Genomic DNA, 24,213 nt, shown 5'->3' with positions numbered 1-24,213 from the left:
CTGATGTGGGCGGGCGTCCGACCGGGCGCCCGCCCACGGCGCGTACAGACGCGCACGGCATCCGGAGCATGAGGGGAAGACAGGTGTCGTTGGGTACGTTCCGCAGGGCGGCCGCCGCATCCGTGGTGCTGGGGGTGGTCGGCTCGTTCGCCGCGGCCCCGGCGTACGCGGCCACGCCCACGCCCTCGCCGTCGGCGTCGCAGGGTTCGGCGCTCTGGTCGCCGATCGGCATAGCCGCGGCCGGTGAGTGCAAGTTCCCGTCCGACAACGTGCAGGGCACGCCGTGGGCGCTCCAGCGGGTGCTGCTCAACGAGCTCTGGAAGGACGGCCGGACCGGCAAGCTGGCCAAGGACGTGCCGGGCCGGAAGAAGGGCGACCCGGTGAAGGTCGCGGTGATCGACACCGGCGTGGACGACCGCAACCTGCAGCTGCAGGGCAAGGTCTTCGCCGGCGGCTCCTACCTGGTCGACAAGCAGAGCAACCAGAAGCCCGACGCCAAGACCGACACGGTCGGCCACGGCACCAAGGTGGCCGGCATCATCGCGGCCAAGCCGATCGCCGGGACGGGCTTCGTGGGGCTCGCGCCTGACGCGGTCATCCTGTCCTTCAAGCAGAACGACGACCAGGGCAGCGGCTCGGTCGAGAGCCTGATCACGGCGATCAACGACGCGGTGAAGCAGGGCGCTGACGTCATCAACATCTCGCAGGACGTCCGGGCCGAGGGCGACAAGGCCGACTTCACGTTCAAGGACCAGCTCGAGGCCGCGGTCCTGGCCGCGGACAAGCAGGGCGTGGTCATCGTCGCCTCCTCCGGCAACGACGGCCGCGAGGGCGACACCTTCCCCGCCGCCTTCAAGCCCGTGCTGGCGGTCGGGGCCTCGGACCGCAACAACGAGCGCGCGCCGTTCTCCGAGTACGGCGAGTTCGTCAAGGTCGCCGCGCCGGGTGTGGACATGCTCTCCACCGTGCCGGCCGGCGGCCAGTGCGTCGACAACGGCACCAGCTTCTCCGCACCCTACGTGGCCGGCGTGGCCGCCCTGCTGAAGGGCGCCTACCCGGACTGGACGGCGGCGCAGATCTGCGCGCGCATCATGCAGACCGCGCAGCGCAACCAGCGCGGCCCGAACAAGTTCATCGGCTGGGGCGTCGTCGACCCGGTGAAGGCCGTGCAGAGCGGCGACGAGCAGGCGAGCGAGCCGCACGAGGACCCGAAGGTGGCGCTCGACCGGGTGCCGGTCGTCGCGCAGCCGCTCGGCCTGGCGGAGACCCAGGCCGACCGGGACCGCCGGACGGGCACCTACGTGCTGGGCGGCGGCGTCCTCGCCGTGGCGGCCCTGGCGGGCGGTTCGGTCGTCCTGCGCGACCACCGGCGCCGCCGCGAGGGCTGAGCCTCCGCAGCGCCCGTACGACGCCGTCGGCCCGGCCCCGCAACGGGGGCCGGGCCGACGGCGTTCGCGGTGTCCGGGCGGGTCAGACCTGCTCGTCCTCGGGCAGGGTGATCACCCAGCGCTCGGACTGCCGGGGGCGCAGGTAGAACAGCCAGTACAGGCTCGCCGCCACCGTGATGCCGCCGGTCCATAGCAGGGCCTTGGCGTCCAGCTGGGTCAGCAGGTAGGCCAGGCCGACGGTCAGCAGGACGGGCAGCACCGGCCACAGCGGCTGGCGCCAGGCGGGGGCGTGCTTGTGGTGGGCGCGGCGGGAGAACAGCGCGGCCACGGCGACCAGCAGGTAGAGCGCGGTGACCGCGACGCCGGTGATGTTGGTCAGCTGGTCCTGCGGGACGAAGCAGAGCACCGCGCCGGGGACGCCGACCGCCAGCGTGGAGACCCACGGGGCGCTGAACCGGTTGAGGGTGCCGAAGGCGCGGTTGACCGGCTCGGGCCAGGCCTTGTCGCGGCCGGAGGCGAACAGCACCCGGGAGTTCTGGATGACCATGACGATGCCGGCGTTGATGATGGCCAGCGCGACGCAGAGGCTGATGAAGGTGCCGACCGCGGAGTTGCTCCAGCCGGTCACCAGGTCGGAGATGTTGCCTGCGCTCAGGGCGGCGAGGTCCGGGGCGCCCATGGTGATGGCGACGACCGGGACGATGATGATGACGACCGACAGGGCCAGCGTCCACAGCACGGTGCGGGCGACGTTGCGGCGGGGGTTCTCCAGCTCCTCGGAGAGGTAGATGGCGGTGGAGAAGCCCTGGGTGACGAAGAGTGCGGTGCCCATGGCGGCGACGATCGCACCGAGGCCGACCGCGCTCGTGGCGCCGTCCGTGACGACCGAGCCGTGGAAGAGGCTGCTCGCGCCGCGCTCGGCGTGGCCGAAGCCCAGGAAGGCGACCACCGCGGCGGCGATGACCTCCAGGACGAGGAAGATGCCGGTGATCCAGGCGTTGGCGCGCAGGTCCAGCAGGCCCGCCACGGTGGCGGCGATCATGACGGCGGCGCCGGCCCAGCGGGCGTCCACGTGGACGATGGGTGCCAGGTAGTCGGCGGTGCCGATCGCGATCAGTGAGGGCACGATCATCACGACGATGAGCGACTGGATGAAGACCAGCCAGCCCGCGAAGCGCCCGGCCAGGGTGCCGACCATGGCGTACTCGCCGCCGGCGCTGGGGACGAGGGTGCCGAGCTCGGAGTAGCAGAAGGCCACCGCGATGCAGATGAGCGCGCCGATGGCGATCGACATGGCGGTGAAGGTGCCGAGCGAGGAGAACAGCTCCGGCACGATGACGAACAGCGAGGACGCCGGGGTCACGCAGGAGAGCGTGAGCAGGGTTCCGCCCACGACACCGATCGAACGGGTGAGCTTCTTGGGAGTGCCCGTCGCCGCCGTGGGTTCGGCTACGGCGAGTGGCGGGCGAAGCGTGTCGGTCATGGGGCATCCGATCGGCTGTGCGGGGCTTGGGGGAGGGAGCGGTATCGCCTCCGATGGGCGCTGGGCGGCCTTGTGTCTCGTCGCTCCCGGATGGCCATGGAACCGCGACGCTTTGCTTGCGTCAACGCGCGATCTGCTACGGAATCCGTTGCGCCGAGCCGCATAAACATGCGATCTGTTGATGCCGTGTGGCAATTTTCACCTTTGTCCGTCTTGTCAACTCGGATGAGTGAAGATTGAATCAAAGGCAAAACTGCGACTATGATCAATGAATCGAAGGCTGTGAGCCGTTTCACTCCTTGGGCTGCAGGCGGCCCTCCCGGGGCCCGGGCGGCGCCCCGACCGGTACGGGAACCGCAGCCGGCGCCGGCAAAAAAGTAGATAACGTTCTGGCACCGTCCACGGCCTGGGACGCCGGAAGGGCCGGACTCCGAGGAGTCCGGCCCTTCCGGTCACGCAAGGTCACCACCACGGGGCGGTCACGGGGCGGGCAGCCAGCCCGTCTGCACCGTCTGGCCGGAGGCGATCCGGCGGGAGACGAACACACCGCGGCCCGGCGGCAGCGGCTGCGGCTTGACCGTGCCGAGCAGCGCACCCTCGTTCTTGTCGCCCGAGAGCAGCACACCCTGGCCGCCCAGCTCGCGCATCCGCTGCATGACCGGCTCGAACAGCGAGCGGCCGGCACCGCCGGCGCTGCGCGCGATGATCACGCGCAGGCCGATGTCGCGGGCGAACGGCAGGAACTCGGCCAGCGGCGCCATCGGGTTGCCCGAGGAGGTGGCGACCAGCTCGTAGTCGTCCACGATCACGAACATGTCCTTGCCGCTGTACCAGCTGCGGTTGCGCAGCTGCTCCGGCGTGACGTCCGGGCCGGGCAGGCGGCGCGAACAGGCGCCGCGGAGCATCTCCACGGCCGCCGACATCGCGGGCGCCGCCGCCGAGTACTCCACCAGGTACTCCTGCGGCACCACGCCGAGCAGCGAGCGGCGGAAGTCGCCGACCACGATGCCCGCCTGGTCCGGGGTGTACCGCTCGGTGATCTGCTTGATCAGCATCCGCAGCAGCGCCGACTTACCGGACTCGCTCTCGCCGAAGACGATGAACAGCGGGTCGGTCTCGAAGTTGACGAAGACCGGCGCGAGCTCGACCTCGTCCACACCGAAGGCCACACCCAGCTCGGGGTGCTCGAAGCCCTTCGGCAGCGCGTGGCCGTCCAGGACGGCCGGCAGCATGCGGACCTGCGGGGCGCGCGGCCCCGTCCACGCGGCGTCGATCTGTGCCACCAGGTCGGCCACGCCGTCCGCCAGGTCCTCCGTCCCGGACGAGCCGTCCAGGCGCGGCAGGCCGGACAGGAAGTGCAGCTTGGCTGCGGTCAGACCGCGGCCGGGCGAGCCCGCCGGGACGTTGACCGCGACCTTGCGGTCGATCTCCGACTCCATCGAGTCGCCGAGGCGCAGCTCGGTGCGGTTCTGCAGCAGGTCCTTGAGGGCCGGCCGCACCTCCGCGTACCGCGCCGCGGTGACGATCACGTGCACGCCGTAGGTCAGACCGCGCTGCGCGATGTCGTTGATGACCGGCTCGAGGACCTCGTACTCCTGCTTGAAGGTCAGCCAGCCGTCGATGATCAGGAAGACGTCGCCGAACTGCTCGTCCGGCAGCTGGCCGGCCGCGCGGCGGGAGCGGTAGGTGGTGACGGTGTCGATGCCGGCCGAGCGGAACAGCTCCTCGCGCCGGTTGAGCACACCGTGCACCTCGCTGACCATGCGGCGCACCTTCTCGACGTCCAGGCGTCCGGCCACCCCGCCGACGTGCGGCAGGCCGGCCAGCGCGCCGAACGCGCCACCGCCGAAGTCCAGCAGGTAGAACTGCACCTCGACCGGGGTGTGCGTGACCGCGAACCCGGAGACCAGGGTGCGCACCATGTTGGACTTGCCGGACTGCGGACCGCCCACGATCAGACCGTGGCCGGCCGCGCCCGAGTAGTCCTGGTACATCACGTCGCGGCGCTGGTCGCGCGGCTTGTCGACGATGCCGACCGGCACCACCAGGCGGCCGAGCGCGCCGAACTCCGGCGAGGTCAGGCCGCGCTCCGCGGTGACCTGCAGCGGTGGCACCAGGCCGTCGATGCTCGGCGCCTCCTCCAGCGGCGGCAGCCACACCTGGTGGGCCGGCGGGCCCTGGCTGATCATGCGCTGCACGAACACGTCGAGCATGGTGTCGAGCAGCGAGTCGTCGATCTCCTCGACCTCCTCGAACACCTCCTCGACCACCGGCTCGACGACCGCCACCTCGGCGGCGGTGAACAGCACCGGCTGCGCGGTGATCACCTGGCCGCCGCTGGTGCGCTGCTGGCCCGGCGGACGGTAGGGGCCGGAGACGTACGCGGCCCGGAAGCGCTCCATGACGTCGGAGCCGAACTTCAGGTAGCCGACGCCGGGGATGGGCGGCAGGTGGTAGGCGTCCGGCACACCGATCGCGGCCCGCGACTCGGCGGCCGAGAAGGTGCGCAGACCCAGGCGGTAGGAGAGGAAGGTGTCCAGACCGCGGAGCTTGCCCTCCTCCAGTCGCTGCGAGGCGAGCAGCATGTGCATACCGAGCGAACGGCCGATGCGGCCGATCTGGATGAACAGGTCGATGAAGTCCGGCTTGGCGGTGAGCAGCTCGGAGAACTCGTCGATGATCATCAGCAGCGAGGGCAGCGGGTCCAGCGCCGCACCCGCCGCACGGGCCCGCTCGTACTCGTTGATGTTGGCGTAGTTGCCCGCCGCCCGCAGGAGCTCCTGGCGGCGGTTCATCTCGCCCTCGATCGCGTCGCGCATGCGGTCGATCAGGGTCGCTTCGCCCTCGAGGTTGGTGATCACGGCCGCGGTGTGCGGCATCTCCGCCATGCCGGCGAAGGTGGCACCACCCTTGAAGTCCGCGAGGACCAGGTTCAGCACCTCGGAGGAGTGGGTCACCGCGAGCGCCAGCACGATGGTGCGCAGCACCTCGGACTTGCCGGAACCGGTCGCGCCGACGCACATGCCGTGCGGGCCCATGCCCTGGAGCGAGGCCTCCTTGATGTCCAGCCAGACGTACTCGCCGTTCTGGCCGACACCCAGCGGCACCTTGAGCTTCTCGGCCATCGGGCGCGGCCGCCAGTGCCGGGCCGGGTCGAAGGAGCCCGGGTCGCCGGTGTTCATCATCTCGGTGAAGTCCATGGACACCAGCGACGGGTCGCCGTCGTCCCCGCCGGCCGACACCCGGAACGGGGCCAGCTGGCGGGCCAGCGCCTCGGACTGCCAGGCGGACAGCGTGTCCGGCCGGCCCGAGTAGGACGCGCCGGAGGCGGACTCCAGCAGCAGGCTGTCCTTGCCGACCGTGACGACCAGGTGGCCGCTGGGCTCGTCCAGGTCACCGGGGACGACCTCGACGACGGTGACGCCCTCCACGCCGTCCGGGCCGGCCAGGATCGAGTCGTGCGGCACCGAGGCGCCGTCCATGACCACGATCAGGTGCGGCTTGTCGGCACTCGGCACGTTGTCCCGGGAGAAGCCCTTGCGGCCCTCCAGCTCCTTGGCGAGCAGTTCCTCAAGCTCGCCGAGGCCGGTGGCGATCAGGCGGCGCGAACCGGCGCCGTCGTTCTCCTTGCGGTGCTGCGCGTGCGGCAGCCACTTCGCCCACTCCCACTCGTCGACCGCGCCCGGGGCGGCGGCGACGGCGACCATCAGGTCGTCCGGCGAGTGCAGGGTCGTCAACTGGGCGATCATCGCCCGGACGTTGCCGTACACGGTGTCCGGGTCGCCGCACACCGTGATGTGGTAGAAGGCGCGCAGCGAGACCGCCAGCGGCAGGTCCTGCAGGGTGCCGTGCGACTTGATGAAGGTGCCCATGGCCTCGGCGGCCATCGGCTCCAGCTCGTCCATCGGGGCCGTCTGCGGCGCGACGATCGGCGTCGACAGCTGCTGCGGCCCGGTACCGAGCCGCACCTGCGCGAAGTCCGCCTCGGTGGGCCTGCGCTCCCACAGCCGGCGGCCCTCGGCCACGATCGACCACAGCTGGTCCGGCTCGGGGTGGGTGAACAGCAGCGCACCGCGCTGCCGCTCCGCCGTGCGCCGCACCTGCCGGCGCATTTGCTGCAGGTACTTGAGGTAGTCCCGGCGCTCGTCCGCGGTGCCGGCATTGCCGCCGCGGCGCGCCTTGACGATCTGCGCGACCGCCATACCCGCGGTCGAGGCGACCATCAGGACACCCATGATCTTCATCGGGCCCTGGGCGCCCGGGGAGAAGAAGAACGCCGCCGAGCCGCCCATGCCGAGCAGCGGCAGCAGGGACATCATCCAGTCCTCGCCGCCGGCCCGCGGCAGCTCCGGCGGAGCCACCAGCTCCACCGGCTCGTCCGGCACCGGCGGCGGATACGCCCGCGGCGGACGCTTCACCGTCACGACACTCATGCGGCCGCCCCGCTCCGCCCGGCGGCCGCTGCGCGGAACCCGGACCTCTTGACGGTCCGTTCGCTTCGCTCGCTCACTGGCACCAACCCTCACGCACACCGATTACGTACGGGTGAGGGCGCCCCGTGCGATGACGCCGCCCCCGCTCCGCCGACCGCAGACGCAATCGAGGGTGCTGCACCAGCCGGCCCCCGTACGCCTTGCGCAGGGGCCGATCCTACTGGGCAGCGGCGACGGTTCGACCACGGGGTCAGCCGAGGAGATTTCCGGTACGAAGCGTCGAATCTCCTCCACCAACGGCACACCGTTGCACGGCATTTCACCGCCCCCCGCGAGGGGGTGGGAATTCGGGCGGGGTACCCGGAGACATCGCACCTCCGGCGGGCGGTAGGGTAACGCCGCGCCAACTCTGGCCGCGACCGTGACAGTTCCGGTCGGGCCGGGAGAAGGGCGACGGGAAAGCAAGAGCTGACGAGCAGGCAAATCCGACAAGGGGGAGCGCCGGTGAGCGAGCACAGCGAGCGGACAGGTCAGAGGTGCGCGGTGTGCCACGCGTCCTCCGGGCTCGTGGAGGTGACCGCATGAGCGCCGGCGCAACGACCGGTTTCTGCCGGGTGACCGTCGTCGCACCGGACAGCCGGATCGACGTCGCACTGCCCGAGGACGTGCCGCTCGCCGACATCTACCCCGAGGTGCTCCGCCTCACCGGGCAGACCCAGGTTGACGGCACGCCCACCGGGTTCCACCTGGTGCGCCGCGACGGCACCGTGCTGGACAGCGGCCTGCCGCTGGCCGCCCAGCAGGTCCGCGACGGTGACCTGCTGATCCTGCGCCCGTTCGCCGAGTCGCTGCCGCCGGCCGTCTACGACGACGTCGCGGACGCCATCGCCAGCGCCGTCGAGGCCGACCGCCGCTTCTGGAGCCCCGACCTCATGCGGGCCTTCGGCCTGACCGGGGCCACCCTGCTGCTGGCCCTGCTCGGCTTCGCACTCTGGTTCTCCGACCTGCGCCACGACATGCACGGCCTGCCCGGCATCCTCTCCGGCGTGACCGCGGTCGTCCTGGTGACCTTCGCCGGCGTCCGCGCCCGGGTCTACGGGGACCACGCCGCCGGCCTCGCGCTCGGCCTCGGCGCCCTGCCGCACGCCCTGATCGCCGGCTCCGGCGCGGCCCCGGTCGGCCACGTCGGCGACGGCCCCGGCCGTCTGCAGTTCCTGATCGGCTGCGTCGCGGTGCTCGTCGTGTCCGTGCTGCTGGTCGGCCTGCTGCCGGAGAAGGACTCGGTCTTCGTCGCCTCCTCCTTCCTCGCCGCCGCCGGCACCCTGGCCACCTTCGCCGCCGTGCTGCTCGACGGCACCCCGGCCACCCACATCGCGGCCGTCACCGGCGTCGCCGCGGTCGCCGCGGTCGGCTTCCTGCCCGCGCTCTCCGCCCGCTTCGCCCGGCTGCCCGTCGGGTTCAGCGCCCCCGGCCAGACCCGCACCCGCGGCACCGCCTACGGCGAGGAGAGCAGCCGCTCCGAGGCCGTCCAGTACGAGCGGATCGCCCACCAGGCCCGCCGCGGCCACGAGGTCCTCGTCGGCCTGGTCGGCGGCTGCGCGGCCACCGTGATCGGCGCCTGCGCCGTGCTCGGCTTCAGCAACTCCACCTTCGGCGAGCTGCTCGCCCTGGCCGTCGGCGTCTCGACGATGCTGCGCGCCCGGCTGTTCCGCTACACCGCGCAGGTCTTCAGCCTCACCGTCGCCGGCCTGGCCGGCCTCGGCCTGCTGATCCTCGGCCTGTCCCTGCACACCCCGCTGTTCATCCTGGAGCAGATCCAGCAGGGCGGCACCGACACCTCGATCGACCTGCGCACCGTGTGGCTGTCGGCCTCCGTCGCGGTCGGCGCGGCGCTGCTCACCGCGATCGCGCTGGTCGTGCCCCGGCTCGGCGTCTCCCCGTTCTGGGGCCGCATCCTGGACATGGTGGACAGCCTGATGCTGATCTCGCTCGTCCCGCTCGCGCTGGCCGTGCTCGACATCTACGCACTGGTCCGCGGCGCCACCAGCTGACGCCGCCGCACCCGCTCCCGCGCCCGCCGGCGCCCCGTGCAAGGGGACGCCGGCGGGCGCTGGTACGCTTGGTCAGTCCGAGTTCTGTCAGATCCTGTGTCGTCTACCGGGATCACTCGGCCACCCCGAAGGAGATGCCGTGGCTCTCGCCGCCGACGTCAAGAAGCAGATCATCGCCGAGTTCGGCCAGAAGGAGGGCGACACCGGCTCCCCCGAGGTCCAGGTGGCCATGCTCTCCCGCCGTATCTCGGACCTGACCGAGCACCTGAAGGCCCACAAGCACGACCACCACTCCCGTCGTGGTCTGCTGATCCTGGTCGGCCAGCGCCGCCGCCTGCTGCAGTACCTGGCCAAGAAGGACATCGAGCGTTTCCGTACCCTCGTCGACCGCCTCGGCATCCGCCGCGGCGCCGCGGGCGGCGCTCGCTGACACCGCTCCGTGGGGCGGCTCCCCTGCCCAGGGGGGCCGCCCTTCGGCGCATCCGCCGCAGGGAACTGCCGCGGAACACCCCCGGAGAATCACTGCCACACGCGTGGTAATGGCGCGCTCTGTAGGGTGTGAATTTGTAAGGTGAAGGGCATGCCCGGTTAAGTGCCCGACCGCGCGTCACGCGGACGGCACCGGGCAGCACCCATTACCCTGCGCGGGCCGCAGGCCTCAAACGGAGGCCGCCCGCATCCGGGGAGCGTCCACACGCGACCGCCGACCAGGCAAGCCGAGAGGCGCCGGTCCTCGGTAGTGGCCGCCGGGAGTCGTCGACAGACGCCCGGGGGCTTCGATCGAAGACCGGCCCGCAGGGCCTGACGGGCGGACGCTGGGGGACGCTCCACCGGAGACGTACGAAAGAGGAGATCTTCCAGGTGGAAGAGAACGTGTTCTACGCCGAGGCCGTCATCGACAACGGCAGCTTCGGCACCCGTACCATCCGCTTCGAGACGGGCCGCCTGGCCCGTCAGGCCGCCGGCTCCGCCGTCGCCTACCTCGACGACGACACCATGGTGCTGTCGGCGACCAGCGCGTCCAAGCAGCCGAAGGAGCACTTCGACTTCTTCCCGCTGACCGTCGACGTCGAGGAGCGGATGTACGCCGCGGGCCGCATTCCCGGCTCGTTCTTCCGTCGCGAGGGCCGGCCCTCCGAGGACGCCATCCTCACCTGCCGCCTGATCGACCGCCCGCTGCGCCCGTCCTTCGTCAAGGGCCTGCGCAACGAGATCCAGGTCGTCGTCACCGTGATGGCGCTCAACCCCGACCACCTCTACGACGTGGTGGCCATCAACGCCGCCTCCGCGTCCACCCAGCTCGCGGGCCTGCCCTTCTCCGGCCCGATCGGCGGCGTCCGCGTCGCGCTGATCAAGGGCCAGTGGGTCGCCTTCCCGACCCACAGCGAGCTCGAGGACGCCGTCTTCGACATGGTCGTGGCCGGCCGCGCCCTGCCGGACGGCGACGTCGCGATCATGATGGTCGAGGCCGAGGCCACCGACAAGACCATCAAGCTGGTCGCCGACGGCGCCGAGGCCCCGACCGAGGAGATCGTGGCCGCCGGCCTCGAGGCCGCCAAGCCGTTCATCAAGGTGCTCTGCGCCGCCCAGGCCCAGCTGGCCGCCCAGGCCGCCAAGCCGACCGGCGAGTTCCCGGTCTTCCTGGACTACCAGGACGACGTGCTCAACGCCCTCAGCGCCGCGGTCAAGGACGAGCTCGCCCAGGCGCTCACCATCGCCGGCAAGCAGGAGCGCAACAACGAGCTCGACCGCATCAAGGCGATCGCCGCGGACAAGCTCCTCCCGGACTTCGAGGGCCGCGAGAAGGAGATCAGCGCCGCCTACAACGCGCTGACCAAGAAGATCGTCCGCGAGCGCGTCATCAAGGACAAGGTCCGCATCGACGGCCGCGGCGTCACCGACATCCGCACCCTGGCCGCCGAGGTCGAGGCCATCCCGCGCGTCCACGGCTCCGCCCTGTTCGAGCGCGGCGAGACCCAGATCCTGGGTGTCACCACGCTGAACATGCTCCGCATGGAGCAGCAGCTCGACACGCTCTCCCCGGAGACGCGCCGCCGCTACATGCACAACTACAACTTCCCGCCGTACTCCGTCGGCGAGACCGGCCGCGTGGGCTCGCCCAAGCGCCGCGAGATCGGCCACGGCGCGCTGGCCGAGCGGGCGATCCTGCCCGTGCTGCCCTCCCGCGAGGAGTTCCCGTACGCCATCCGCCAGGTCTCCGAGGCGCTCGGCTCCAACGGCTCCACCTCGATGGGCTCGGTCTGCGCCTCCACCATGTCGCTGCTGAACGCCGGTGTGCCGCTGAAGGCCCCCGTCGCCGGCATCGCCATGGGCCTGATCTCCCAGGAGATCGACGGTGAGACCCACTACGTGACGCTGACCGACATCCTCGGCGCCGAGGACGCGTTCGGCGACATGGACTTCAAGGTCGCCGGCACCCGCAACTTCATCACCGCCCTCCAGCTCGACACCAAGCTGAACGGCATCCCGGCGTCGGTGCTCGCCGCCGCGCTGAAGCAGGCCAAGGACGCCCGCCTGCACATCCTCGACGTGATGAACGAGGCCATCGACACTCCGGACGAGATGTCGCAGTACGCCCCGCGCATCATCACGATCAAGATCCCGGTGGACAAGATCGGCGAGGTCATCGGCCCCAAGGGCAAGATGATCAACCAGATCCAGGAGGACACCGGCGCCGAGATCACGATCGAGGACGACGGCACCATCTACATCGGTGCCTCCGACGGCCCGGCCGCCGAGGCCGCCCGCACCACGATCAACCAGATCGCCAACCCGACCATGCCCGAGGTCGGCGAGCGCTACCTGGGCACCGTGGTGAAGACCACGACCTTCGGCGCCTTCGTCTCCCTCATGCCCGGCAAGGACGGTCTGCTGCACATCTCGCAGATCCGCAAGCTCGCCGGCGGCAAGCGCGTGGAGAACGTCGAGGACGTGCTCGCGGTCGGCACCAAGGTGCAGGTCGAGATCGCCGAGATCGACCCGCGCGGCAAGCTCTCCCTCGTCCCCGTGATCGAGGGCGAGGAGGGCGGCGAGGCCGCCTCCGAGTGACGCAGTCCCGAGGGACGAGGTAGTCCTCCCGCGGCCCGCACGCCCCTCGCGGCGTGCGGGCCGCACCCTGTTCTTCCCCGATCTGAGAGGTACACCCTGGTGGCTCAGGCCTCCGCGGCGCAGCAGCGCCCCGGCACCACCAAGACTCTGCTCAAGGGCGTCGACGGCGCCGGTACGGTGCGCCGCACCGTCCTCCCCGGCGGTCTGCGGGTCCTCACCGAGACCCTGCCCACCGTCCGCTCGGCGACCTTCGGCATCTGGGTCGGCGTGGGTTCGCGCGACGAGACGCCCGTCCTCAACGGCGCCACCCACTACCTGGAGCACCTGCTCTTCAAGGGCACCGCCCGGCGCAGCGCCCTCGAGATCTCCGCGGCCCTGGACGCCGTCGGCGGCGAGATGAACGCCTTCACCGCCAAGGAGAACACCTGCTACTACGCGCGGGTGCTCGACACCGACCTGCCGCTCGCCATCGACGTGGTCTGCGACATGCTCACCGGCTCGCTGATCCGCCCCGAGGACGTCGACGCCGAGCGCGGCGTCATCCTCGAGGAGATGGCGATGGCCGAGGACGACCCGGGCGACGTCGTCCACGACCTCTTCGCCAAGGTGATCTACGGCAGCGGCCCGCTCGGCCGGCCCATCCTCGGCACCGAGGAGACCGTCACCAACCTCACCCGCGACCAGATCGCCGGCTTCTACAAGCGCCGCTACAAGCCCGAGCACCTGGTCGTCGCCGCCGCCGGCAACCTCGACCACCACAAGGTCGTCAAGCTCGTCGAGGAGGCCTTCGCGCCCGTCCTCGAGCGCTCCACCGGCCACCCCGCAGAGGTCCGCCGCGGCGTGAAGGCCCTGCGCACCGCCGGCCGCACCGAGGTCCTCAACCGGCCCACCGAGCAGGCCCACCTCGTCCTCGGCGTGCCCGGCGTGCCCCGCCACGACGAACGCCGCTGGGCCATCGGCGTCCTCAACGCCGCCCTCGGCGGCGGCATGAGCTCCCGCCTCTTCCAGGAGATCCGGGAGAAGCGCGGCCTCGCCTACTCCGTCTACTCCTACTCGTCCTCCTACGCGGACAGCGGCATGTTCGGCATCTACGCCGGCTGCCAGCCCAAGCGCGTCGAGGAGGTCCTCGCGATCTGCCGGCAGGAGCTCGCGAAGGTCGTCGCCGACGGCATCACCGAGGAGGAGCTCCACCGGGCCATCGGCCAGATCTCCGGCTCCACCGTGCTCGGCATGGAGGACACCGGCTCGCTGATGAACCGCATCGGCAAGGCCGAACTCTGCTACGGCACCCACCTGTCCGTGGACGACATGCTCGCGAAGATAGCGGCGGTGACCCTGGACGACGTCCGGGCGGTCGCCCGTGATGTGCTGGGTGCGCACCGGCCGTCGCTCGCCCTGATCGGCCCGATCAACGCCAAGCGGGCGGCCGCCATCGCCGACCAGCTCGCCAAGGAGGAAACCGCATGACGCTGCGAGTCGCCGTGATCGGCGCCAGGGGACGGATCGGTTCCGAGGCCGTGAAGGCCGTCGAGGCCGCCCCGGACATGGAGCTCGTCGCCGCCCTCGGCCGCGACTCCAAGCTCTCCGAGCTGACCGACGCGGGCGTCCAGGTCGTCGTCGAGCTCACCCACCCCGACTCGGTGATGGGCAACCTCGACTTCGCCCTGCACCACGGCATCCACGTGGTCACCGGCACCACCGGCTGGACCGACGAGCGCCTCGCCACCGTCGACGGCTGGCTCGCCGAGGCCCCCGCGACCGGCCTGCTCATCGCGCCGAACTTCTCCATCGGCGCCGTGCTCGGCATGCAGTTCGCCCAGAAGGCCGCCAAGTACTTCGAGTCCGTCGAGGTCGTCGAGCTCCACCACGACCGCAAGGCCGACGCCCCCAGCGGCACCGCCACCCGCACCGCGCAGCTCATCGCCGCCGCCCGCGCCGCCGCCGGCCGCCCCGCACAGCAGGACCCGACCACGCACTCCCTGCCCGGCGCCCGCGGCGCCGACGTCGACGGCATCCCCGTGCACGCCGTCCGCCTGCGCGGCCTGCTCGCCCACCAGGAAGTGCTGTTCGGCGACGCCGGCGAGACCCTCACCATCCGCCACGACTCGCTGCACCACAGCTGCTTCATGCCCGGCATCCTGCTCGGCGTCCGCAGGATCGTGGACACCCCCGGACTCACCCTCGGCCTCGAACACTTCCTGGACCTGTGAGCCCGGCATGACCTCCCGCACCGGCTTCTTCCTGCTCGCCGCCGCCCTGGTCGTCACCTCCCTGCTCTGCATAGGAGAGGGCGTCCAGCTGGTCGCCACCGGCAAACCGCTCGGCATCGGCCTCGGCATGTGCGCCTTCGTCATCCCGCCGATCGGCATCTGGTTCCTCCGCCAGACCGTCCGCTTCGGCCGGGCCAGCGAGCAGCTCGCCCGCGAACTCGAGGCCGAGGGCGGCCTGCCCGTCGACGAGCTGCGCCGCACCGCCGGCGGCCGGATCGACCGCGCCTCCGCCGACGAGGTTTTCGCCCGCCGCAAGGCCGAGGCGGAGGCCTCCCCGCACGACTGGCGGGTTTTCTTCCGCCTCGCCGTGGCCTACGCCGACGCCGGCGACACGCCGCGCGCCCGCAAGGCCATGCAGCACGCCATCAAGCTGCACGGCACCCCACTCGAAACGAGGAGCACCGCGTGAGCGACGACCTGGCCCCCACGTTCCGCAGCGACGTCACGGTGGAGCTCGTCCGCAGCGCCGCCACCGACACCGACGTCCTCTGGGCCGCCCGGGTCTCCACCAAGGGCGAGCAGTCCCTGGAGACGATCGGCGAGGACCCGGAGAAGTCCAAGGGCCTGATCAACTTCCTGATGCGGGACCGCCACGGCACGCCCTTCGAGCACAACTCGATGACCTTCTTCATCAGCGCGCCGATCTTCGTGTTCCGCGAGTTCCACCGGCACCGCAGCGGCTGGTCCTACAACGAGGAGTCCGGCCGCTACCGCGAGCTGCAGCCGGTCTTCTACGTCCCCGGCCCCGAGCGCCGCCTCGTCCAGCAGGGCAAGCCCGGCCGGTACGAGTTCGTCGAGGGCACCGCGGAGCAGCACAAGGTCGCCAGCGAGGCGATGGAGGAGTCCTACCGGGCCTCCTACCGCGCCTACCAGGAGATGCTCGCCGCCGGCGTCGCCCGCGAGGTCGCCCGCGCCGTCCTCCCGGTCGGCCTGTTCTCGTCCATGTACGCCACCTGCAACGCGCGCTCGCTGATGCACTTCCTGTCGCTGCGCACCAAGAACGAGCAGGCCACCGTGCCGTCGTTCCCGCAGCGGGAGATCGAGATGGTCGCCGAGCAGATGGAGGAGCATTGGGCGCAGCTCATGCCGCTCACCCGTGCGGCCTTCAACGCGCACGGCCGGGTCGCCCCCTGACCTGCGGCGACGGGCGAACGGGCGGCCCCTCCGGCATGTCCGGATTGCAGGGGTTCCGCCCGCTCCCTACGCTCGGATCACGGATTCCGGTGCTGCCCGAACCCCCGAGCGGGCAGCACCGGAATCCCATGTTCCGGCGCCTCTGCCCACCGCCGACCTCGTGCGATTCTGTCCGAACCGTGGACCGGCGTGACTGCCTCCCGGTGGCCTACGAGTAGTTTTGGACGCATGGCTCCGACCTCCACCCCCCAGACGCCCTTCGGCCGGGTCCTGACCGCGATGGTCACCCCCTTCACCGCCGACGGCGGGCTCGACCTCGACGGCGCCCAGCGCCTCGCCGCCCACCTCGTGGACGCCGGCAACGACGGTCTCGTGCTCAACGGCACCACCGGCGAGTCCCCGACCACCAGCGACGCCGAGAAGGCCCAGCTCGTCCGCGCCGTGGTGGAGGCGGTCGGGGACCGGGCGCACATCGTGGCGGGGGTCGGCACCAACGACACCCACCACAGCGTCGAGCTGGCCCGCCAGGCCGAGGCCGCCGGCGCCCACGGCCTGCTCGCGGTCACGCCGTACTACAGCAAGCCCCCGCAGGAGGGCCTGTACCGGCACAGCGTCGCCGTCGCCGACGCCACCGAGCTGCCGGTCATGCTCTACGACATCCCGGGCCGCAGCGGCGTCGCGCTGAGCCACGAGACGCTGGTCCGGCTGGGCGAGCACCCGCGGATCGTCGCCAACAAGGACGCCAAGGGCGACGTCGGCGCCGCCTCCTGGGCGATCGCCCGCTCCGAGCTCGCCTGGTACTCCGGCGACGACATCCTGACCCTGCCGCTGCTCTCGGTCGGCGCCGTCGGCGTGGTCAGCGTCGTCAGCCACGTCGTCACCCCCGAACTCAAGGCCATGGTGGAGGCCTTCGCGGCCGGCGACACCGCCAAGGCCACCGCCGTCCACCAGTCCCTGCTGCCGGTCTTCACCGGCGTCTTCCGCACCCAGGGCGTGATCCTCAGCAAGGCCGCGCTGAACCTGCAGGGACACCCCGCAGGCCCGCTGCGCCTCCCGCTGGTGTCCGCCACGCCGGAGGAGATTGCACAACTGAAGCAGGATCTGGCCGCCGGCGGGGTACACCTCTAACAGACACAGACGTGCGCGCCCCGGCTCGCCGGGCCTTCCGAGGCCTGCCGCTGGACCGGACCGAAGGCGCGGAGGCACCTGGTACGTAGGAAGCCAACGATGGACGCACGCCATATGTCGCCGGACGATCCCGGGCATATGGCGTGCGTCGTGAGGAGAGTCTTTTGAGCCACCCGCATCCCGAACTCGGCGCACCTCCGGCACTCAAGGAGGGCGCTCTCCGCATCACCCCGCTCGGCGGCCTCGGTGAGATCGGCCGCAACATGACGGTCTTCGAGTACGGGGACCGCATCCTGATCGTCGACTGCGGCGTGCTCTTCCCCGAGGACGAGCAGCCCGGCGTCGACCTGATCCTCCCGGACTTCACCTACATCCGGGACCGCCTCGACAAGATCGACGGCATCGTCCTGACCCACGGGCACGAGGACCACATCGGTGCCGTCCCGTACCTGCTCCGGGAGAACCCGGACATCCCGCTGATCGGCTCGAAGCTCACCCTCGCCCTGATCGAGGCCAAGCTCGCCGAGCACCGCATCCGCCCGTACGTCCTGGAGGTGAAGGAGGGCGAGCGCGAGCGCATCGGCCCCTTCGACTGCGAGTTCATCGCCGTCAACCACTCCATCCCGGACGCCCTGGCCGTCGCCGTCCGCACCCCGGCCGGCATGGTCGTCGCCACCGGCGACTTCAAGATGGACCAGCTGCCGCTGGACGGCCGCCTCACCGACCTCCCGGCCTTCGCCAAGCTGGCCGAGGAGGGCATGGACCTGCTGCTGGTGGACTCCACCAACGCCGAGGTCCCCGGCTTCATCCCGCACGAGCGGGACATCTCCGCGGCCCTGCGCAACGTCTTCGCGGGCGCCAACCGCCGCATCATCGTGGCCTCCTTCGCCAGCCACGTGCACCGCATCCAGCAGGTGCTGGACGCCGCGCACGAGTACGGCCGCAAGGTGGCCTTCGTGGGCCGCTCGATGGTCCGCAACATGGGCATCGCCCGGGACCTCGGCTACCTGAAGGTCCCCGGCAACCTGGTCGTCGACGTGAAGACCCTGGACGACCTGCCGGACGACAAGGTCGTGCTGATCTGCACCGGCTCGCAGGGCGAGCCGATGGCCGCGCTGTCGCGGATGGCCAACCGGGAGCACCAGATCCGCATCGTCGAGGGCGACACCGTGGTGCTCGCCTCCTCGCTGATCCCGGGCAACGAGAACGCGGTGTACCGGGTCATCAACGGCCTGACCCGCTGGGGCGCCAAGGTCGTGCACAAGGGCAACGCCAAGGTGCACGTCTCCGGCCACGCCTCGGCCGGCGAGCTGCTGTACTTCTTCAACATCTGCCGCCCGCGCAACCTGATGCCGGTGCACGGCGAATGGCGCCACCTGCGGGCCGCCGCCGACCTGGGCATCCTCACCGGCGTTCCCAAGGAGCGCACCGTGATCGCGGAGGACGGCGTCTGCGTCGACCTCGAGAACGGCGTCGCCCGGATCGTCGGCAAGGTGCAGGCCGGCTACGTGTACGTGGACGGCTCCTCCGTCGGCGACATCACCGAGGCCTCCCTGAAGGACCGCCGCATCCTCGGCGAGGAGGGCTTCATCTCGGCCTTCGTCGTGGTGGACTCCACCAACGGCAAGATCGTGAGCGGGCCGACCATTCAGGCCCGCGGCTCCGGCATCGACGACAGCGCGTTCGTGCCGGTCGTCGCCAAGCTGGAGGAGGCGCTCACCCGCTCCGCCGGCGACGGCGTGCTGGAGGTCCGCCAGGTGCAGCAGCTGGTGCGCCGGACCATCGGCAAGTGGGTGGCGGACAACTACCGCCGCCGGCCGATGATCCTCCCGGTCGTGGTCGAGGTCTGAGTCCTCGGCCCTGCCCGGTCAGGTTTGACGTGGGGCGACTCGGAGCGTAACGTTCTCCGAGTTGCCCCACTGCCGGACGGCACCGATCGAATTCAGTTCGAGGCGGTAAATCCGGTGAAAGAACTCTGATAGAGTTCGGGAGCGCCGAAAGGCGAAAGCAAATCCGATGAAACAGGCTCCGGAAAATGGAGCGGAAAACATCTGATAAGCTGGAAACGCGAAAGAGCGAAACGCCCGGAGGGTCCGCTGGAAGGCGGTCCGAAGGAAGTGTCCGTTCCTTGAGAACTCAACAGCGTGCCAAAAGTCAACGCCAGATATGTTGACATCCCCGGCCGGTCCTTCGCGGATCGGTTGGAGATTCCTTTGGAAATAACACAGCGAGGACGCAGTGCGCGGGATCACCCTATTCCGGTGGTTGCCGTGCCGCTCAACGCGAGTGTGCACCCGATAACGGGTCATCATTCACGGAGAGTTTGATCCTGGCTCAGGACGAACGCTGGCGGCGTGCTTAACACATGCAAGTCGAACGGTGAAGCCCTTCGGGGTGGATCAGTGGCGAACGGGTGAGTAACACGTGGGCAATCTGCCCTGCACTCTGGGACAAGCCCTGGAAACGGGGTCTAATACCGGATACGACCCGCCCCTGCATGGGGGTGGGTGGAAAGCTCCGGCGGTGCAGGATGAGCCCGCGGCCTATCAGCTTGTTGGTGGGGTAATGGCCTACCAAGGCGACGACGGGTAGCCGGCCTGAGAGGGCGACCGGCCACACTGGGACTGAGACACGGCCCAGACTCCTACGGGAGGCAGCAGTGGGGAATATTGCACAATGGGCGAAAGCCTGATGCAGCGACGCCGCGTGAGGGATGACGGCCTTCGGGTTGTAAACCTCTTTCAGCAGGGAAGAAGCGCAAGTGACGGTACCTGCAGAAGAAGCACCGGCTAACTACGTGCCAGCAGCCGCGGTAATACGTAGGGTGCGAGCGTTGTCCGGAATTATTGGGCGTAAAGAGCTCGTAGGCGGCCTGTCGCGTCGGATGTGAAAGCCCGGGGCTTAACCCCGGGTCTGCATTCGATACGGGCAGGCTGGAGTGTGGTAGGGGAGATCGGAATTCCTGGTGTAGCGGTGAAATGCGCAGATATCAGGAGGAACACCGGTGGCGAAGGCGGATCTCTGGGCCATTACTGACGCTGAGGAGCGAAAGCGTGGGGAGCGAACAGGATTAGATACCCTGGTAGTCCACGCCGTAAACGTTGGGAACTAGGTGTTGGCGACATTCCACGTCGTCGGTGCCGCAGCTAACGCATTAAGTTCCCCGCCTGGGGAGTACGGCCGCAAGGCTAAAACTCAAAGGAATTGACGGGGGCCCGCACAAGCAGCGGAGCATGTGGCTTAATTCGACGCAACGCGAAGAACCTTACCAAGGCTTGACATACGCCGGAAACTGGTAGAGATATCAGCCCCCTTGTGGTCGGTGTACAGGTGGTGCATGGTTGTCGTCAGCTCGTGTCGTGAGATGTTGGGTTAAGTCCCGCAACGAGCGCAACCCTTGTTCTGTGTTGCCAGCGAGTAATGTCGGGGACTCACAGGAGACTGCCGGGGTCAACTCGGAGGAAGGTGGGGACGACGTCAAATCATCATGCCCCTTATGTCTTGGGCTGCACACGTGCTACAATGGCCGGTACAAAGGGCTGCGATGCCGCGAGGCGGAGCGAATCCCAAAAAGCCGGTCTCAGTTCGGATTGGGGTCTGCAACTCGACCCCATGAAGTTGGAGTTGCTAGTAATCGCAGATCAGCATGCTGCGGTGAATACGTTCCCGGGCCTTGTACACACCGCCCGTCACGTCACGAAAGTCGGTAACACCCGAAGCCGGTGGCCTAACCCTTGGGAGGGAGCCGTCGAAGGTGGGACCAGCGATTGGGACGAAGTCGTAACAAGGTAGCCGTACCGGAAGGTGCGGCTGGATCACCTCCTTTCTAAGGAGCACACAGCAGCTTCGGACGAGTGTTCCGGAGTGCTCGCTCATGGGTGGAACGTTGACTATTCGGCACGGACAGAGTCACGGACGCTAGTACTGCTTCGGCGTGGAACGTGTGATGTGAACTGTTCGGGTCGGGCACGCTGTTGGGTCCTGAGGGAACGATGGTTTCCTCGTGGATGCCGGTCCCATGCGACGCAGCCTTCGGGTTGCCGAGGGTGGGTGTCTGGTCGTTGTTTGAGAACTGCACAGTGGACGCGAGCATCTGTGGCCAAGTTTTTAAGGGCGCACGGTGGATGCCTTGGCACCAGGAACCGATGAAGGACGTGGGAGGCCGCGATAGGCCCCGGGGAGCTGTCAACCGAGCTTTGATCCGGGGGTGTCCGAATGGGGAAACCCGGCAGTCGTCATGGGCTGTCACCCATACCTGAACACATAGGGTATGTGGAGGGAACGCGGGGAAGTGAAACATCTCAGTACCCGCAGGAAGAGAAAACAACCGTGATTCCGGGAGTAGTGGCGAGCGAAACCGGATGAGGCCAAACCGTCATGGTGTGAGACCCGGCAGGGGTTGCCGTGACGGGGTTGTGGGAGTGGGCTTGACCGGTCTGCCGGCCGGTCGGCGAGTCAGAAACCGTTGGTGTAGTCGAAGGACATGCGAAAGGTCCGGCGTAGAGGGTAAGACCCCCGTAGACGAAACATCAGCGGCTTGCTTGCCTATTTCCCAAGTAGGCGGGGCCCGAGAAATCCCGTGTGAATCTGGCGGGACCACCCGCTAAGCCTAAATATTCCCTGGTGACCGATAGCGGATAGTACCGTGAGGGAATGGTGAAAAGTACCGCGGGAGCGGAGTGAAATAGTACCTGAAACCGTGTGCCTACAAGCCGTGGGGGCAGTCTTCGGACTGTGACTGCGTGCCTTTTGAAGAATGAGCCTGCGAGTTTGCGGTGTGTAGCGAGGTTAACCCGTGTGGGGTAGCCGTAGCGAAAGCGAGTCCGAATAGGGCGACCTGAGTTGCATGCCCAAGACCCGAAGCGGAGTGATCTAGCCATGGGCAGGTTGAAGCGCGGGTAAGACCGTGTGGAGGACCGAACCCACCAGGGTTGAAAACCTGGGGGATGACCTGTGGTTAGGGGTGAAAGGCCAATCAAACTCCGTGATAGCTGGTTCTCCCCGAAATGCATTTAGGTGCAGCGTCGCGTGTTTCTTGCCGGAGGTAGAGCACTGGATAGGCGATGGGCCTCACCGGGTTACTGACCTTAGCCAAACTCCGAATGCCGGTAAGTGAGAGCGCGGCAGTGAGACTGTGGGGGATAAGCTCCATGGTCGAGAGGGAAACAGCCCAGAACACCGACTAAGGTCCCCAAGCGTGTGCTAAGTGGGAAAGGATGTGGAGTCGCAGAGACAACCAGGAGGTTGGCTTAGAAGCAGCCACCCTTGAAAGAGTGCGTAATAGCTCACTGGTCAAGTGATTCCGCGCCGACAATGTAGCGGGGCTCAAGCACACCACCGAAGTCGTGTCATTCACAGAATACGCCCAACGGCGCTGTGGATGGGTAGGGGAGCGTCGTGTGCCGGGTGAAGCGGCCGAGGAATCGAGTCGTGGACGGTTCACGAGTGAGAATGCAGGCATGAGTAGCGATACAAGAGTGGGAAACTCTTGCGCCGATTGACCAAGGGTTCCTGGGTCAAGCTGATCTGCCCAGGGTAAGTCGGGACCTAAGGCGAGGCCGACAGGCGTAGTCGATGGACAACGGGTTGATATTCCCGTACCCGCTGTGAAGCGCCAACGCTGAACCCTCTGATGCTAAGCCCGTGAAGCCGCCCCGGATCCTTCGGGTGAAGGGGAGTGGTGGAGCCGGCGGCCCAAGGTGGTAGTAGGTGAGCGATGGGGTGACGCAGGAAGGTAGTCCAGCCCGGGCGGTGGTTGTCCCGGGGTAAGGGTGTAGGCCGAGTGATAGGCAAATCCGTCACTCATCAAGGCTGAGACCCGATGCCGAGCCGATTGTGGTGAAGTGGATGATCCTATGCTGTCGAGAAAAGCCTCTAGCGAGTTTCATGGCGGCCCGTACCCCAAACCGACTCAGGTGGTCAGGTAGAGAATACCGAGGCGTTCGGGTGAACTGTGGTTAAGGAACTCGGCAAAATGCCCCCGTAACTTCGGGAGAAGGGGGGCCAGCCCCGGTGACGAGTCTTGCAATCCGAGCTGGGGGTGGCCGCAGAGACCAGCGAGAAGCGACTGTTTACTAAAAACACAGGTCCGTGCGAAGCCGTAAGGCGATGTATACGGACTGACGCCTGCCCGGTGCTGGAACGTTAAGGGGACCGGTTAGTCCGATTTCGGTCGGGCGAAGCTGAGAACTTAAGCGCCAGTAAACGGCGGTGGTAACTATAACCATCCTAAGGTAGCGAAATTCCTTGTCGGGTAAGTTCCGACCTGCACGAATGGCGTAACGACTTCTCGACTGTCTCAACCACAGGCCCGGTGAAATTGCATTACGAGTAAAGATGCTCGTTTCGCGCAGCAGGACGGAAAGACCCCGGGACCTTTACTATAGCTTGATATTGGTGTTCGGTTCGGCTTGTGTAGGATAGGTGGGAGACTTTGAAGCAGCAACGCCAGTTGTTGTGGAGTCGACGTTGAAATACCACTCTGGTCGTGCTGGATGTCTAACCTGGGTCCGTGATCCGGATCAGGGACAGTGTCTGGTGGGTAGTTTAACTGGGGCGGTTGCCTCCTAAAGGGTAACGGAGGCGCCCAAAGGTTCCCTCAGCCTGGTTGGCAATCAGGTGTTGAGTGTAAGTGCACAAGGGAGCTTGACTGTGAGACTGACGGGTCGAGCAGGTACGAAAGTAGGGACTAGTGATCCGGCGGTGGCTTGTGGAAGCGCCGTCGCTCAACGGATAAAAGGTACCCCGGGGATAACAGGCTGATCTTCCCCAAGAGTCCATATCGACGGGATGGTTTGGCACCTCGATGTCGGCTCGTCGCATCCTGGGGCTGGAGTAGGTCCCAAGGGTTGGGCTGTTCGCCCATTAAAGCGGTACGCGAGCTGGGTTTAGAACGTCGTGAGACAGTTCGGTCCCTATCCGCTGTGCGCGTAGGAGTGTTGAGAAGGGCTGTCCCTAGTACGAGAGGACCGGGACGGACGAACCTCTGGTGTGCCAGTTGTCCTGCCAAGGGCATGGCTGGTTGGCTACGTTCGGGAGGGATAACCGCTGAAAGCATCTAAGCGGGAAGCCTGCTTCGAGATGAGCACTCCCACCTCCTGGAGAGGGTAAGGCTCCCAGTAGACGACTGGGTTGATAGGCCGGATATGGAAGCCCCGTGAGGGGTGGAGTTGACCGGTACTAATAGGCCGAGGGCTTGTCCTCAGTTGCTCGCGTCCACTGTGTTGGTTCTGAAACCACGAACAGACTCATGTCCGG

12 protein-coding genes and 2 rRNA genes are annotated in these 24,213 nt (G+C 68.2%); 12 read left to right on the top strand and 2 right to left on the bottom strand.

Annotation, left to right across the window (positions count from 1 at the left end):
* The first annotated feature begins 83 nt into the window (after positions 1–83).
* The gene (mycP, locus tag ACQ614_RS12680) at positions 84–1,388 is read left to right on the top strand and encodes a type VII secretion-associated serine protease mycosin (RefSeq protein WP_431678634.1); all 1,305 of its coding nucleotides are present in this window, start codon (positions 84–86) and stop codon (positions 1,386–1,388) included.
* Between the two features lie 82 nt (positions 1,389–1,470).
* Here mycP and ACQ614_RS12675 read toward each other — a convergent pair whose 3' ends face one another.
* Positions 1,471–2,871: an APC family permease gene (locus tag ACQ614_RS12675; RefSeq protein WP_431678632.1), complete on the bottom strand. Its 1,401-nt coding sequence runs from the start codon at positions 2,869–2,871 to the stop codon at positions 1,471–1,473.
* 479 nt (positions 2,872–3,350) lie between these two features.
* Positions 3,351–7,304, bottom strand: a complete 3,954-nt coding sequence (gene eccCa, locus ACQ614_RS12670; protein WP_431678631.1) for a type VII secretion protein EccCa — start codon at positions 7,302–7,304, stop codon at positions 3,351–3,353.
* 581 nt (positions 7,305–7,885) lie between these two features.
* Between eccCa and eccD the strand changes: the two genes are divergently transcribed.
* The 11 genes from eccD to ACQ614_RS12615 all read left to right on the top strand — a co-directional run bounded on the left by eccD (position 7,886) and on the right by ACQ614_RS12615 (position 24,159).
* Positions 7,886–9,355, top strand: a complete 1,470-nt coding sequence (gene eccD, locus ACQ614_RS12665) for a type VII secretion integral membrane protein EccD (RefSeq protein WP_431678629.1) — start codon at positions 7,886–7,888, stop codon at positions 9,353–9,355.
* A gap of 139 nt (positions 9,356–9,494) precedes the next feature.
* Entirely contained in the window at positions 9,495–9,785 is a 291-nt protein-coding gene (gene rpsO / locus ACQ614_RS12660) for a 30S ribosomal protein S15 (RefSeq protein WP_030274764.1), read from the top strand.
* 431 nt (positions 9,786–10,216) lie between these two features.
* The gene (locus tag ACQ614_RS12655; protein ID WP_431678628.1) at positions 10,217–12,424 is read left to right on the top strand and encodes a polyribonucleotide nucleotidyltransferase; all 2,208 of its coding nucleotides are present in this window, start codon (positions 10,217–10,219) and stop codon (positions 12,422–12,424) included.
* Between the two features lie 96 nt (positions 12,425–12,520).
* Positions 12,521–13,891, top strand: a complete 1,371-nt coding sequence (locus tag ACQ614_RS12650) for a M16 family metallopeptidase (RefSeq protein ID WP_431683903.1) — start codon at positions 12,521–12,523, stop codon at positions 13,889–13,891.
* Entirely contained in the window at positions 13,888–14,634 is a 747-nt protein-coding gene (gene dapB / locus ACQ614_RS12645; RefSeq protein ID WP_431678627.1) for a 4-hydroxy-tetrahydrodipicolinate reductase, read from the top strand. The genes ACQ614_RS12650 and dapB overlap by 4 nt, the downstream gene beginning before the upstream one ends.
* A 7-nt stretch (positions 14,635–14,641) precedes the next feature.
* On the top strand, positions 14,642–15,103 hold the full coding sequence (locus ACQ614_RS12640; RefSeq protein ID WP_363496259.1) for a hypothetical protein: 462 nt from the start codon (positions 14,642–14,644) through the stop codon (positions 15,101–15,103).
* A complete protein-coding gene (thyX, locus tag ACQ614_RS12635) occupies positions 15,100–15,828 on the top strand; it encodes an FAD-dependent thymidylate synthase (protein WP_431678626.1) in 729 nt (242 codons plus the stop codon). The genes ACQ614_RS12640 and thyX overlap by 4 nt, the downstream gene beginning before the upstream one ends.
* A gap of 228 nt (positions 15,829–16,056) precedes the next feature.
* Positions 16,057–16,956: a 4-hydroxy-tetrahydrodipicolinate synthase gene (dapA, locus tag ACQ614_RS12630; protein WP_431678624.1), complete on the top strand. Its 900-nt coding sequence runs from the start codon at positions 16,057–16,059 to the stop codon at positions 16,954–16,956.
* 164 nt (positions 16,957–17,120) lie between these two features.
* A complete protein-coding gene (locus tag ACQ614_RS12625) occupies positions 17,121–18,806 on the top strand; it encodes a ribonuclease J (RefSeq protein ID WP_431678623.1) in 1,686 nt (561 codons plus the stop codon).
* Between the two features lie 461 nt (positions 18,807–19,267).
* Positions 19,268–20,782 (top strand): 16S ribosomal RNA (locus tag ACQ614_RS12620).
* Positions 20,783–21,053: 271 nt separating this feature from the next.
* Positions 21,054–24,159 (top strand): 23S ribosomal RNA (locus ACQ614_RS12615).
* Together the 16S and 23S rRNA genes form the textbook arrangement of a ribosomal RNA operon.
* Positions 24,160–24,213: the final 54 nt, after the last annotated feature.

Source organism: Kitasatospora dryopteridis (genome assembly GCF_050749075.1).
Taxonomy (GTDB): Bacteria; Actinomycetota; Actinomycetes; order Streptomycetales; family Streptomycetaceae; genus Kitasatospora.
Note: the sequence above shows the minus strand (reverse complement) of the source record. Positions and strands in the feature narration are given on the sequence as shown.

What these genes read in the sequence shown, in the direction of transcription:
- ACQ614_RS12675 (WP_431678632.1), bottom strand. Translation starts at nt 2,871, where the DNA reads ATGACCGACACGCTTCGCCCGCCACTCGCCGTAGCCGAACCCACGGCG.
- eccCa (WP_431678631.1), bottom strand. Translation starts at nt 7,304, where the DNA reads ATGAGTGTCGTGACGGTGAAGCGTCCGCCGCGGGCGTATCCGCCGCCG.
- eccD (WP_431678629.1), top strand. Translation starts at nt 7,886, where the DNA reads ATGAGCGCCGGCGCAACGACCGGTTTCTGCCGGGTGACCGTCGTCGCA.
- dapB (WP_431678627.1), top strand. Translation starts at nt 13,888, where the DNA reads ATGACGCTGCGAGTCGCCGTGATCGGCGCCAGGGGACGGATCGGTTCC.
- ACQ614_RS12640 (WP_363496259.1), top strand. Translation starts at nt 14,642, where the DNA reads ATGACCTCCCGCACCGGCTTCTTCCTGCTCGCCGCCGCCCTGGTCGTC.
- dapA (WP_431678624.1), top strand. Translation starts at nt 16,057, where the DNA reads ATGGCTCCGACCTCCACCCCCCAGACGCCCTTCGGCCGGGTCCTGACC.